Below are 13,500 nucleotides of genomic sequence, written 5' to 3' on the forward strand. Positions count from 1 at the left end.
TTGCAATTGGAATTAAAAAAATTTATGGATTTAAAAGCAGACAACGATATTGATTTGAAGGGAGAGCATCGAATGAATCATCCAAAACAGAAAATCACTACATTCTTAATGTTTCAAGATGGCAATGCTGAAGAGGCAATGAATTTTTACATTTCACTATTTGATAATTCTGAAATAGTGACGATTACCCGCTATGGGGCGAATGAAGCCGGTAAAGAGGGGACTGTAATGCATGCTGTATTTTCACTGAAGGGACAAGAATATATGTGTATAGACAGCCATGTCAGGCATGAATTTACATTCACCCCTGCAATGTCTTTATATGTAACATGTGATACTGAAGAAGAGATTGATAAAGTATTCGAGAAGCTTTCGGAAGGCGGCAAGATCTTAATGCCCCTGGGGTCTTACCCGTTTAGTGAAAGATTTGGTTGGGTAAATGATAAGTACGGTGTCTCATGGCAATTAAGTTTTATGTAGAAAAAATAAGGAGCATCGCCGACTGCTTATTATCAAGCCGTTTGGCGATGCTCCCTTTGGTATTAAGCGGCGTTTTTGGCCGCTTCGAGAACTTTTTTCTTATTGATCCGATGACCAAGATACAGGACACTGGCGATGAGGACGGCGCTTAATCCCCATTCGATGAGGGCGCTTTCCCCGATTATATTGACAACGAATTTTTCATGCACAAGCATGGTCACGGCAGTATGGGTAATGACAGCGGCTCCAATGGGGATAATCACCGGGAAACGGTTAATCGCCCTGATGACCAGGGTGCTTCCCCAAACCACAATGGGGATACTGATGAGCAAGCCGATAATGACAAGGAGAGGGTGGCCATGGGCGGCACCGGCAACGGCCAGCACATTATCCAGTCCCATAACGGCATCGGCGATGATGATGGTGCGCACTGCACCCCAGAAGTTCGCGGCACTTGCTACTTGTTCATCATGTTTCTCATCGGTAAGGAGTTTAAAGGCCATCCAAATCAGAAGAAGGCCGCCGGCAAACATAAGCCCGGGAATCTTTAACAGGTACACAGCCACTAAAGTAGCTAAGGTCCGGATTAAGATTGCCCCCCCTGTGCCGACGAAGATTACTTTCTTTTGCTGCTGTTTGGGCAGATTGCGGGCAGCCATGCCAATGACAATGGCATTATCTCCGCCTAAGACCAAGTCCATAACCACGATAGATAATAATGCTTGAAAAAATTCGGGGCTGAATAACTCCATCTTGTTCTTCCTTTCATTCCTTAAGATAGCCTGTAGTGCTTATTATGTGTTTTGGGAGAGATTGTATTATTGCATCAAAAAAGACCTTCACCCCCTTATGGGCAAAGGTCTTGCTTACAACAGTGTTGTCAACAAAGCCGGGATTTAGTCCGTAATGACGACTTTGCTGTCCAGCTACTCCCCTTTGAACTATTTCTCCCTTAGTATAGCTTATGGTGCTTTTACCGTCAAGGATAATTTTGTACCATTCCCTGTCGATTCATTGTGTTTTGCAGCCATTTAGGATAAAATGCGAAATAAATACTCAAGGTGATATAGAATAGAATTCTATCTGAACTAGAGGAGAGCGATAAAAATGCATGTACTTATAGCCGTTGATTCATTCAAAGGAAGTTTAAGCAGCCAAAAGGCAGGGGAAGCCATTACCTTGGGCATTCAGCGGGTTTTTCCTGAAGCGACTACGGAGATTATCAGTATGGCAGACGGCGGGGAAGGAACCGTTGAGGCTATTGTCCAGGCCGGTAAAGGGGAGGTGCTAAAAACCAGAGTTACCTCACCTTTGGGTGAAGAGGCTGAGGCCGTGATAGGTAGGCTTCCCGATGGCACTATCGTGCTGGAAATGGCTTCAGCTTCAGGCTTGCCCATGGTCCCTCGCGATAAGAGAAATCCTTTGCTGACCACCACGAGGGGCACAGGGGATCTGATTCGGGCTGCCCTGGATCTGCAGTCCCGGGAAATTCTCATCGGCATTGGCGGCAGTGCAACCAATGATGGGGGAGCGGGAATGGCTCAGGCCCTTGGGGCAAGACTCCTTGATCAGGAGGGACAGGAGCTGAGTCCCGGCGGCGGTTTTCTGGATCAGCTTGCTAGGATCGACTGTTCAGAACTTGATCCCCGTTTAAAAGAGACGAAGATCACGGTGATGTGCGATGTGGATAATCCCTTGTGCGGCCCGCGGGGAGCTTCGGCAGTTTATGGACCGCAAAAAGGAGCGACACCGGATATGGTGGAGATTTTGGATGGGAATCTTGCTCATTTTGCCCGGAAAATCCGGGAAGATTTAGGAGTGGACCTGAAAGACGTGCCAGGGGCAGGGGCCGCCGGAGGTCTGGGGATGGGACTTCTGGCCTTCACAGGAGCTCAGCTGAAGACCGGTGTGGAGGCTGTGCTCGATACAGTAAACTTTGATAGTAAACTTCAAAAAGTGGATATTGTCATTACGGGTGAAGGGCGCATCGACGGTCAGTCAGTTTATGGCAAGGTGCCCATGGGTGTTGCCAGACGAGCCATACAGTATGGGAAACCCACCCTGGCTATCGTCGGTTCCATCGGTGCCGGGTCTGAAGCCCTTTATGAACATGGCATAAGTTCTATCCTTACTATTGTTAATGGTCCCATGACCTTGGAGGAATCTATGGAAAGGGCCTTTGATTTGACAGCGGATGCTGCGGAGCGAGGATTCCGCATCTTAAAAATGGCCTATTCCGACAAAAGATGATGAATCTTTTTGTAGCTTAGAAATAGTTCGATTTTCAGAAAACCAACATATATTAATGGTGTAGCGGTACATTGTTAATGAAGGGGCAGAACCTTCAACTTAAATCGTTAACTAATTTAAAATTAATTTATTAAAAGAATCATGGAAATCAAACCATTTTATTAATATAATGTGGTAAAATATTTACAGTATAAACTTAGCATTCAAATTGCTCTTAAATGAAGGGTGAGGAGTCAGTGCAATTACAGAGTATTGAAAAGAGGGTATCTTCCGGTCATAGCCCTTCGTGTGCAGAGATTTTGCTGACTACCATTCAAGAGATGAATCGTGAGGAGAATCTCTTGAAAGCATTAAATCTCTTTACTCAGCGAAGCCTGGTGTTGTTTGACTGTGATGTAGCTGCAATCTACCTTTTTGAGCAAGGGAAATACAAGCCTTTCTCTGTCAGCTTTCGTGATGATAAGGACAGGGAAACACTGATGTTAAGGGAATTTCCTCAGGATTTCCGGGAAATTTGTACTGAAGTCGTCGAAACGGACGAGGAATGGGTTTTGGCATTAAGCCATTTTAACAAAACCTTAGGTGCTTATGTTCTCAAAGGCAAGCGATCTCATGCCAGGGATGAGGGCTTAGCGGTCTTTGTAAAGCAAGTCATTTCGATTATATCTTCCTTTATTTTCGAGAGAATATTGAAAATCGACTCTCTGGGCAGGGAACAAGCCTTAACCTTATTATTGCGGGGAACGGAGATTCTTGTTCGTGCTGACTCTGAGGAGCAGCTTTTATCGGAAGCCGGAGAAATGGCCATGGAAATTCTGTTTTTGCCCGGGGGATTTTTTCTCCTGGAGGGGGCCGGAGGGACCTGGGAAATCCGTTCACCCTTTGGTCGGTTGAAACAGGAGATGGAGTGGGATTGGCGAACTTGGGTCAGGCAATATATCTCTAAGGAAGAATGTTGTCTGAGAAGTGCTAAGGTTCACTTTTTTGATATTGAAAATAATCCTTTTAAGTGGGAGCGTGTGTGGATACATCCTCTCCAGACCCATAGCGGGGTGGTCGGTGAGCTGTGGCTGATGAATGCCGGTAAGTACCTTAATGATCAGGAGCAGGAGATACTGACGGCCTTTATCCGGGTGGTTGGGGTTGCTTTAGAGACCATTCGCCAGCGTGAGGAACTGGCCCGCTTGGCCAATACGGATCGCTTGACAGGAATACTGAATCGCCAAGGGTTCGAGCAGCGTGTTCGTGAAGAAATAGCCAGCACCTTAAGAAGAGACTCACGTTTTTTGTTCCTGGTTCTTGATTTGGATCGATTTAAACAGCTCAATGATACTCTGGGCCACCCCATGGGTGATCGGGCGCTGAAAGAAATTGCTCAGAACTTGCGCTGCGCAGTACGGGAGCAGGATATTGTGGCCCGGACCGGTGGTGATGAATTTACAGTGGTGCTGACGGATATCGCCCTGAATGAAGAGTCCCTGACTGTGATTGAACGGATGAGAAAGAGTATGCATCTGGAAGTATATAATTTAGGAGTCAGTATTGGAGTCGCAGAATTTCCGACGGAAGGCCGTACCTATGATGAATTGTACCGTTTAGCAGACCAAAGGCTTTATAGAGGTAAGAATTCAGGGAAAGGAAATATCATAGCGGACTAACCCTCCAAACGGGGGGGTCTTTTATTTGATAGGGATTTTGTGGTATCCTGAAACAGGCAAAAGAAACGTTGTATCTTCCTCACAGAGGATAACTATGGCAGAGGGTGTGACATGAATGAAGAAATATTTACGCACAATTTTGGAATGGGGAATTTTGATTGTAGTCGCCTGGGTTTTGTCTTTTGGCATCAGGACCTATCTTATTGACACCCGTATCGTCCCGACCGGTTCCATGCTCCCCACTATCCAACTTCAGGATCGCTTAATCTTTGATAAGGTGTTTTACAAAAATAAACCCCTCCAGCGTGGGGATATCATCATGTTTACCGCCCCGGAGGGTTCGGGAGAGCATGATGATTTGGTGAAGCGGATTATCGGTTTGCCTGGGGACACTTTAGAGGTCCGGGAAGGCAAGGTCTGGATCAATGGTGAAGCCATCGAGGAACCTTATCTGAAAGAGGCTCCTGAATATGAATATGGACCTATCCAGGTTCCTGAGGAAGCGTATATTGTGTTTGGGGATAATCGCAACAACAGCAAGGACAGCCATGTCTGGGGTTTTGTTCCGAAGGGGAATGTGGAAGGCAAAGTCCTGCTGCGTTATTGGCCTCTGGAACGCTGGGGCTCCCTTAAGTAAGGAATACTAATTCAGGTAGGATTACCCATAAATTTAATCGTGGAAAGGAGAAGCCAATGAAATACGCCAAGTGGATGAAGAATGTAGGGGAAGGATTTATCGGGGAAATGCTCAGAGCAGCCCAAAATCCCGAGATGATATCTTTTGCCGGAGGATTGCCTGCTCTGGATCTTTTTCCTACCCAGGATTTACAGGCCGCCTTTCAAAAGGTTTTTGAAGAACAGGGGAATGCGGCCCTGCAATACGCTCAGACCGCGGGATATCCGGAGTTAAGGTCATGGGTTGCTTCTCAGCACCAACGCAGCCAGAGGCCGGCCCGAACTGCCGAGGTTATCATCACTACCGGAAGTCAGCAGGGATTGAGCTTATTGGCCCAAACTTTTTTGGATCCGGGAGATACGGTATTCTTGGAGACGCCCACCTATTTGGGGGCTATTCAGGCTTTCGAAGGATTTCGGGCTGATTTTCAGATGATTCCCTGCGATGAAGAGGGGATTCTTCCTGATGAGCTGGAGAAAGCTTTGGCCTTCGCCACCCCTAAATTTCTTTACTTAATACCTAATTATCAAAACCCTTCAGGGAGAGTCATGGGGCTGGAGCGGAGAATAGAACTCCTTAAAGTGTCCCAGAAATACGGCCTGCTGCTTGTCGAGGATAATCCCTATGGAGAATTGCGTTACGAAGGAGAGCCCATCCCTCATCTGGCGGAGTTGGGGGAAAATGTCATTTATCTGGGGACCTTTTCCAAGGTTTTGGCGCCGGGGTTGCGAATCGGCTATGTGCTTGCCGATGAAGATATTATTAGGCATCTGGAGCAGACCAAGGAAGGTGTGGATCTTCATAGCAATAACCTGACTCAGAGAGCCATCTATGAATATTTGCAAAAGGATCTTTTGCCGGATCATATCCTGAAGCTGCGGGAAGTCTACAATGTTCGCCGTAAGGCCATGGTGGAGTCCCTCCAGACCTATCTGGGCGATAGGGTGGAGATGAAGGTACCGGCGGGGGGTCTGTTCCTCTGGGCCAAACTTATGGGCGTGAACAACAGCTTTGACTATGTGCAGGATATGATTCGTCAAAATGTTCTTTATGTTCCCGGGGCAGTTTTCTACGCCGATGGCCGGGTGTCCAATGAAATGCGTCTTAACTATTCCTGTTCCACACCGGAGATTATCGAAGAAGGAATGATGCGCTTAGCCCGGGGGCTGAATCAATAGGGCTGCAAGAGGCCGTTGCACGATGAACTTTACAGTTCCTTCTGCAACGGCCTCTTTGTCGGCAGCTCAGGTTGTCTGCTGTCCGGCTGCCCGGTTCCTTGGCTCCCTGGGCGGCATTGCTGAAATTCGTAAGCGATTCCGAATTTCAGGGGTAAAGCAATGGGAAGGCCCCTAAAAGAAAGAGCAGTTCGGAGAGTTCAATGCTGGCACCATAGAGATCCCCGGTTAACCCTCCGAGGAGGCGGGAGACTTTGCGGGTGAACAAGAGGATGAAGAGGATGGCCAGAATAAAGCCGGTCATCCCCGGCCAGTGCAACACCCAATAGGTGAGGAAAAGGAGCAGCAGTCCCTCCCCCAGGAATAGCCACCGGGTTTGGCGGGAGGTTTCATGAAATCCCTGGCCAAAGCCCTGGGCCCGGGCATAGGGGAAATAATGGACCCCAATCAGAAAAATCCAGCGGGACAGGATGGGCATGAAGAGAACCAGGTAAGGAACCAAAGGGGAAGAGAGGGTAAGGAGCCCGGCCAAAAGACTGAATTTGAGCAGCAGGTAAACCATGGCACTCACGGCACCGAAAGCTCCCACATGGCTGTCTTTCATAATCTCCAGCATGCGTTCAGGTGTCCGCGCTGAAAGCAATCCATCCATACTATCCATCAAGCCATCAAGGTGAATTCCCCCGGTGAGAATAAGTTCCAGGGTGAGCAGCAAGGCAGCCGTAACCAGGGGCGGGTAGTGAGGAAGGAGCAGGGTTAAGGCCAGCCATAAGGCTCCTCCCAGAATTAAGCCCACTAAAGGATAATAATGCTGACTTTGGGTGAACTCTTCCGAGGTCACCTGCTCCGGCTGAGGGAGTGGTATTCGGGTCAGAAAGGTCAGGGCGATCCATAATTTGCGCATGCTAGGCATCCTCTCGCCGCAAGGAATCCAGCAAGGCCTGACCGGCAGCTTTGATCTCCGTCGGATAGCCGGCGACCACGGAATAGACATGGCGGGCGCTCTGCCCCAGGATCTGGTTGGCCCTGCCGGCCAGATCCCGATAGAACCTGGAAAGGGGATTATCCGGGACGATACCGTCTCCCACCTCATTGGTGACCATAATCACCTGAGGGCCGATATCCTGGGCTATACGGGCGACAATGCGGACCTGTTCGAGAATCTCCTGCTCTAACCTATGGAGGGCCTGGGTATACTCCTGCTCAGTCAGATTATCTTCTGCCGGATAGCGGGCAAGGAGAAGATTGGTCAGCCACAGGGTTACACAATCCACTAAAAGGACCCCTTTATCCTGAGCATGGCCTTCCAACAGGTCGGGGAGGGCAAGGGGTTCTTCCACCAAGCCCCAGTGGGCGGGGCGCTGGTCCTGATGTTTTCTGACACGCAAAGCCATTTCTTCATCATAGACCTGGGCTGTGGCGATGTAGGTAACAGGCAGGCCGGGATGAGCGGCCAGAAGCTCGGCAAAGCGGCTCTTGCCACTGCGGGCTCCGCCGGTTATGAGCACAAAATCTGACATAATTACCTCCGGTGATTGCTTAATTTTTGCCGCTGACTCCTGCGGATTCAAAAGTAGCCATCTCGTTGAGAATGCGGATGGAGGCGTCCAGAAGATGGAAAGCGATAGCGGCTCCTGTTCCCTCTCCTAACCGGAAATCCAGGTGCATGATGGGTTTGAGATCCAGTTGTTCCAGGGCGGCTCTGTGGCCGATCTCCACAGAAGAATGAGAGGGAATCAGGAAGAAGCGGGCCGTGGGGCAGATACGGACAGCAATGAGAGCGGCGGCAGTGGAGATGACTCCGTCTAAAAGGATGGGTACGCGGGAGTAGGCTGCGGCAAGAATTGCCCCGGCCAGGGCACCGATCTCCAGGCCCCCTATTTTGCTGAGGATATCTACTCCATCCTTGGGGTCGGGCTGATTGATGGCGATAGAGCGGGCGATGACGTCCTGCTTGCGGATGAGTCCCGCATCATCCAGACCGGTGCCCCGTCCGGTAACTTCCTGAGGCGGCAAGCCTGTCAAGAGAGAAATAATGGCTGTACTGGGGGTGGTATTGCCAATTCCCACTTCCCCCGTGGCCAGAACATTCACTCCGGAATCAATAGCCTGGCGGGCGATTTTAGCGCCGGTCAGCAGGGAAAGCAGAGCTTCTTTACGGCTCATGGCCGGCCCCTGGGCCATGTTATGGGTTCCGTTCATGATGCGGTGAGCCATAAGCTCCGGCGGATCCAGGGGGAAAGCCATGCCCACATCGGTGCAGATCACCTCGGCGCCGGCATGACGGGCCAGGACATTGATCCCCGCCCCGCCGCCCAGGAAATTATAGAACATCTGCGGGGTTACTTCCTGGGGGAAGGCACTGACACCTTCCGCCACCACGCCATGATCTCCTGCCATGACCAGAATGGCTTTCTTTTGTACTTCCGGCCAAGGCTGACCTTGAATCCCGCCCAGTTGTTTGGCGAGGGCTTCCAAGACTCCTAAACTGCCTTGGGGTTTGGTTAAGGAATCTAAACGGGTTTGCACAGCGGACATGACCTGTTCGTCAAGGCCGTGTATTCCCTGGATAAGATGGTTTAAGGCGGTTTCACATTCCTCCAGGGAAGCGTCACTTAAATTTTCCTGTCTCAAGAAGTCATCCACTAGCTTGTCCTGTTCTAATTCGGTTTTACTCATCTGTATTCCTCTCCTTTGATAAAAAAATAAAGTCCCGCCACTTCATAAGTGGTCGGGACTTTGCCTTCGTCGCCGCTGCTTTCCATAGCACCCATGGAAAGGCTTTCTTCATTCCTGGCAGGTCTCCTGGCTTGGATTCAAACGCTTTTTACCCCTTCCCGGTCTGGCCGGTGGTTATGGTTTAGGCTCATCCTACACAGTGGTGGGTCCGCACCGGAATCGCACCGGTTTCCCTATTCTCCCCTTGAGGGGCACCAAAGAATGGATTTTTTTAATTAATTATAGAATAGCAAAGAAGAAGATTTTGTCAACCCTTTACTTAAGGAATTAAAGGATTTAAGATAGGGGTTGTACTAGGACACGAGAAGAAAATAAGGATGTGCATGATGTGAATAGGACGAAAATTACCCGGTTAGCCCTTCTTTTGGACGGAATGGTTGTTTTTCGCGGCATCATAGGGGACCCGGTGACGGCTTCTTTCCAAAACCTGTTCCAGAGGATAGGGAGCAAGGAATTTGATCTGATGGCAATTTATAAAGACTATCATTATTTCTGTTCTTTAGCGACCCAGGTTCATTGGCCTGATTATCTTTGGGAGCGTATGCTTCAAGACGACAATGAGCTGGCCAGGCAAACAGCTCAACAGGGAAAGGACCGGGTCCCGGCCGGGCTTTGCCGGCTGGCTGGTCGGGAACTGCTGTATTTGCGGGAGCTTGCCGAGCTGAAGGCGGAAGATATTAAGGATGCTGTTAAGGCACGGTGTGCAGAGCAGGAGACGGAAGAGCCGGGCCTCTGGCTGGAGGAGCCATTGCGCCCGGAAAGCTGGCCTGGCTGGCTAAGTCTTCCGGATATGGATAGGGAAAAAGAAACTTATGCAAAAGAAGGAAATCAGGCTGAGCTGTATCTCCTCACCGCTCAGAAAAGGTTGAAGCAGAGTCTGCTTCAGGGAACAGAAGAGGAAATGGTGGAGGCGCTGCTTGCTTATTATCAAACCATGGGTACCGGATTGTTTGGCCGGTGCATGGCTCTCAAATGGCGGAGCCGTATGGAAAGGCTTGAAGGGGTACACCCTGAGCCGATGCGCATAAGCAAGTTGATTAATCAGGAACGGGAACAGGGAATCATCCTCCAGAATACTGAATTTTTTCTGAAAGGCCTTCCGGCCAATAATGTGATTCTCTATGGCAATCGTGGGACCGGGAAATCTTCCTTGGTGAAAGCTTTAGTGCAGGAATATGGTGAGCAAGGACTGCGCCTGGTCGAATTATCGAAAACAGACTTGCATGACTACCCGAAGATTATTCGGCTCCTGGCCAGGCAGCCTTTGAAGTTCATCCTGTTTATTGACGACCTTTCTTTTGAAGACACGGAAAGTGATTATAAGAATCTGAAGACCCTGCTGGAGGGAGGGCTGGAAGGGAAGCCCCAAAATGTACTGATCTATGCCACCTCCAACCGGCGCCATCTGGTCAGAGAAACCTTCGGCGAACGTCAGGTTGAGGAAGTCCACCGGCGGGATAATATGGAGGAAAAATTGTCCTTATCCGACCGTTTCGGCATTACGGTCACCTTCCCTACACCGGATCAGGAAGGATATCTGAAGATTGTCGAGGAGTTAGCGGCTCAGGATGGGCTGGCAATTCCCAAAGAGGATTTAAGACAGCAGGCTCTGCGCTGGGTGATGAATCATAATGCCCGTTCGGGGAGAACGGCCCGTCAGTTTGTGGATTTTTTGGTGGCCAGGGAAGGGTTGGCCGCTCAGTCATAGTTTTGGATAGCCGGCTTATGGGGCCGGCTTTTTTTGTTTTCTGAAAAGATCCGAAGGTGGAGTCTCCAGGATTTTGTTTTACACCGGTCGCTCCATAAGCTGCGCGGATGTGGGATAAAGCTACACGACCCAAGCCCCCATCTCCTCGGAAAATGTATAAGGCTGAGCGTTCATCCTAATACTAACTTATCCGTAATGATGAAAGTGTGAAATCCATGAATGTAAAAATCTCAAGCCGTCAATCCTTTTGTACTTATTTCGTGATTGTTTCGCTGTCTTTAGGCATGCCCAATCTAATCATAAGAGATTTGGGGCAGGATTTTTGGCTGGCTATTCTGGTGGCTATGGTTATAGAAACAATGCTGGGCTTTTTCTTATATAAAATGGGCAGGGCTTATACCAATCAGACAATTTTTCAATACAGTAAGAAAATCCTCGGCAGAACATTAGGTAAGGTAATGATTGGAATTTTCAGCCTTTATTGTATTAGTGTAGCCATCACCCTTACGCAAATTCTTATCGAATTCTTTGCCTCGATGGTGATGCCGGAAACTCCGCGCTATGTCTTTGCCATCGTGCTTTTATTGGTGAGTACCTACGCCTGCAGTGCCGGGCTGGAAGTGATTATGAGGCTTTCTGAGATTATCGCTCCGTTTGTTCTTGGCTCCTTTCTCTTTATCATGCTGTTTAATATTGGGAATATGGAGTTTGATAATTTGAGGCCCATGTTCCAGCACAGCCTAGAGGAGGTTCTAAGGGGGGCCATGCTTCCTTCGGCTTGGTTCGGGATCTGCATTATTATGGGCGTTTTAATGGCATACCATAATAATCCTAAAGACATGTACAAGATAAAACTCATGGGAGTTGGCCTGGGTATCCTGACCATCACCATCTCCATGTTCTTTGCCATTATGGTTCTGAGTGTAGAAGTGGGGTCCAGGCAATTGTATTCCGTCTATATTCTTGCCCGCTTTGTTGATGTAGGAAATTTTATTCAAAGAATGGAAGCGTTTCAAATTGTCTCCTGGACGGCGGGATCTTTTTTGATTTTGGCTTTGTTTCACTATGCCGGTGTGGAAGGCTTAAAACATATTTTTTCCAAAAAATCCCGTCTGTTTTTAGGGATCAGCATTGCCGTGATTGTATTTGTTTTTGCTGTCTTTATTAATCCTACCACCATTGATAAAGCTGTATTTCTGAAAAACATCCTGGGAGTCTATGGCCTAATTGTCGAAATATGTGGAGTCTTTCTCCTTTTTATCGTTTACGTCTTAAAACAAAAATTCAAGGTTGTAAAGAAGAGGTCTTCAAATGAGCAATAAGAACGAATCCAACATATCCCCCAATCTTGAAGAGAATCGAAGGCGTTTAGCTAATAGCTTCAAAAACTCTGTGGATCTTTTGTTCCGTGAACTACGATTTGGGAAGACGAACAAAGGTTTTTTGGTCTATCTTGATGGTTTGGTGGATCGGCAATACATAAGTGCGTCGATCATTAGACCCCTCATGGAATTTCAAGGCTCTGAGCCAATTCTGTCACTGGAGATCTTACGCAGAGATGTCTTATACAATAGCGCAATCGATAGTGTGCAGAACTTTGCTGAAGTGGTGCAGGGGATACTATCCGGCCGGACGGCTCTTTTTTTGGAGGAAATAGAGGAGGCCCTGCTGCTGGGGACCTTTGGTGCCGAGACCCGCAATGTCCAACAATCGGAAACCGAGGCCACCGTCCGGGGCCCCCGGGAAGGCTTTGTCGAAAGAATTGAGGTGAATGCCTCTTTGCTCCGGCGTAAAATCAAGGACCAGAACTTACGCCTGGAACCCATGAGCCTGGGGCAAAGAACCCATACCACGGTCTATGTGACTTACATCGAAGGAATAGCCAACCCGAAGATTGTAAGTGAAGTAAAAAGGCGCCTTCAATCCATTGATATTGACGGGATCCTGGAGAGCGGTTATATCGAACAACTGATTGAGGATGCCCCCCAATCCATTTTCCCTACAGTGGGAACGACTGAAAAACCCGATAAATTGGCGGCAAAGCTGCTGGAAGGCAGGGTAGGAATTTTGGTGGATGGGACCCCTTTCGTGATCACGGTGCCCTGCCTGTTTGTGGAAGCCTTTCAGAATCCTGAAGATTACTATTCCCGGCCTTATTATGCTTCCCTGGTCCGGCTCATTCGCTACCTGGCCTTTTACCTCTCCACCACACTGCCGGCTTTTTATGTGGCTATCCAGTCCTTTCATCAGGAGATGGTTCCCACCAGCCTCTTAATGAGTATGAGTGCGGGCCGCGAAGGAATACCCTTTCCGGTGATCGTCGAAGCTTTGGGGATGGGGGTGGTCTATGAGATTCTTCGGGAAGCAGGTATACGCATGCCCCATACGGTGGGTCAGGCTGTAAGCATCGTAGGAGCTTTAGTTGTCGGCGAGGCGGCGGTCCAGGCCGGTTTAATCAGCCAGGTTATGGTGATTGTGGTTGCCCTCACAGCTATTTCGGGCTTTCTGGTTCCGCCTTTGACTGGACCGGTGTCCTTGCTGCGTTTATATTTTCTGGTGGCCACCTCTTTTCTGGGCATGTTCGGCTGGTTGATGGCCCTGTTAGCCCTTGTCATTCAATTACTGTCCCTGCGTTCCTTTGGCATTCCCTATCTTTCCCCCATTGTCCCGACGAATATCGGGGATTTGAAAGATGGCATGATCCGCTTCCCCCTGTGGGCTATGCTGTCCCGCCCCTCTTTACTCAGCCCTTATCGGCGGCAAAGTACAAAGGATCTGAAGAAGAGCCTGAGAAAAGTTAAAGGAAGTTAAATG

At 48.9% G+C, this 13,500-nt stretch carries 13 protein-coding genes and 1 riboswitch; of the genes, 9 read left to right on the plus strand and 4 right to left on the minus strand.

The features are described 5' to 3' along the window. Positions 1-72 precede the first annotated feature (72 nt). Complete coding sequence (locus tag BUA14_RS21555) at positions 73-480, plus strand: VOC family protein (protein ID WP_072774492.1); 408 nt, start codon at positions 73-75, stop codon at positions 478-480. A gap of 62 nt (positions 481-542) precedes the next feature. Here BUA14_RS21555 and BUA14_RS21560 read toward each other — a convergent pair whose 3' ends face one another. Continuing rightward, a complete protein-coding gene (locus BUA14_RS21560) occupies positions 543-1,232 on the minus strand; it encodes a TerC family protein (protein ID WP_072774493.1) in 690 nt (229 codons plus the stop codon). Positions 1,233-1,587: 355 nt separating this feature from the next. On the opposite strand from BUA14_RS21560, the gene BUA14_RS21565 reads away from it, so the two are divergent. From BUA14_RS21565 to BUA14_RS28105, 5 genes are all read left to right on the plus strand, one after another. Then, on the plus strand, positions 1,588-2,730 hold the full coding sequence (locus BUA14_RS21565; protein ID WP_072774494.1) for a glycerate kinase: 1,143 nt from the start codon (positions 1,588-1,590) through the stop codon (positions 2,728-2,730). A gap of 218 nt (positions 2,731-2,948) precedes the next feature. Further along, on the plus strand, positions 2,949-4,388 hold the full coding sequence (locus BUA14_RS21570) for a diguanylate cyclase (RefSeq protein ID WP_072774495.1): 1,440 nt from the start codon (positions 2,949-2,951) through the stop codon (positions 4,386-4,388). A 115-nt stretch (positions 4,389-4,503) separates the two neighbouring features. After that, complete coding sequence (gene lepB, locus BUA14_RS21575; RefSeq protein ID WP_072774496.1) at positions 4,504-5,025, plus strand: signal peptidase I; 522 nt, start codon at positions 4,504-4,506, stop codon at positions 5,023-5,025. Positions 5,026-5,081: 56 nt separating this feature from the next. Then, on the plus strand, positions 5,082-6,242 hold the full coding sequence (locus tag BUA14_RS21580) for an aminotransferase-like domain-containing protein (protein ID WP_072774497.1): 1,161 nt from the start codon (positions 5,082-5,084) through the stop codon (positions 6,240-6,242). Positions 6,243-6,264: 22 nt separating this feature from the next. Next, on the plus strand, positions 6,265-6,417 hold the full coding sequence (locus tag BUA14_RS28105; protein ID WP_178371766.1) for a hypothetical protein: 153 nt from the start codon (positions 6,265-6,267) through the stop codon (positions 6,415-6,417). Here BUA14_RS28105 and cobS read toward each other — a convergent pair. The 3 genes from cobS to cobT are packed head-to-tail and all read right to left on the minus strand — an operon-like array spanning position 6,388 to position 8,918. Beyond that, positions 6,388-7,152, minus strand: a complete 765-nt coding sequence (gene cobS, locus BUA14_RS21585) for an adenosylcobinamide-GDP ribazoletransferase (RefSeq protein WP_178371767.1) — start codon at positions 7,150-7,152, stop codon at positions 6,388-6,390. The two genes, BUA14_RS28105 and cobS, sit on opposite strands and share 30 nt — an antisense overlap. After that, complete coding sequence (cobU, locus tag BUA14_RS21590) at positions 7,145-7,759, minus strand: bifunctional adenosylcobinamide kinase/adenosylcobinamide-phosphate guanylyltransferase (protein ID WP_072774499.1); 615 nt, start codon at positions 7,757-7,759, stop codon at positions 7,145-7,147. The genes cobS and cobU overlap by 8 nt, the downstream gene beginning before the upstream one ends. Positions 7,760-7,778: 19 nt before the next feature. Then, entirely contained in the window at positions 7,779-8,918 is a 1,140-nt protein-coding gene (cobT, locus tag BUA14_RS21595; RefSeq protein WP_072774500.1) for a nicotinate-nucleotide--dimethylbenzimidazole phosphoribosyltransferase, read from the minus strand. Between the two features lie 99 nt (positions 8,919-9,017). Next, a riboswitch (cobalamin riboswitch) is annotated at positions 9,018-9,193 on the minus strand. A gap of 113 nt (positions 9,194-9,306) precedes the next feature. On the opposite strand from cobT, the gene BUA14_RS21600 reads away from it, so the two are divergent. The 3 genes from BUA14_RS21600 (at position 9,307) to BUA14_RS21610 (ending at position 13,497) form a co-directional block, all read left to right on the plus strand. After that, the gene (locus BUA14_RS21600; RefSeq protein ID WP_072774501.1) at positions 9,307-10,686 is read left to right on the plus strand and encodes an ATP-binding protein; all 1,380 of its coding nucleotides are present in this window, start codon (positions 9,307-9,309) and stop codon (positions 10,684-10,686) included. Positions 10,687-10,901: 215 nt separating this feature from the next. Continuing rightward, on the plus strand, positions 10,902-12,008 hold the full coding sequence (locus BUA14_RS21605; RefSeq protein WP_072774502.1) for a GerAB/ArcD/ProY family transporter: 1,107 nt from the start codon (positions 10,902-10,904) through the stop codon (positions 12,006-12,008). Continuing rightward, positions 11,998-13,497 carry a spore germination protein gene (locus BUA14_RS21610; RefSeq protein ID WP_072774503.1) on the plus strand — a complete coding sequence of 500 codons (1,500 nt, stop codon included), beginning with the start codon at positions 11,998-12,000 and terminating at the stop codon, positions 13,495-13,497. The genes BUA14_RS21605 and BUA14_RS21610 overlap by 11 nt, the downstream gene beginning before the upstream one ends. Positions 13,498-13,500: the final 3 nt, after the last annotated feature.

Origin of the sequence: Desulfitobacterium chlororespirans DSM 11544 (assembly GCF_900143285.1) — a bacterium.
GTDB lineage: Bacteria > Bacillota > Desulfitobacteriia > Desulfitobacteriales > Desulfitobacteriaceae > Desulfitobacterium > Desulfitobacterium chlororespirans.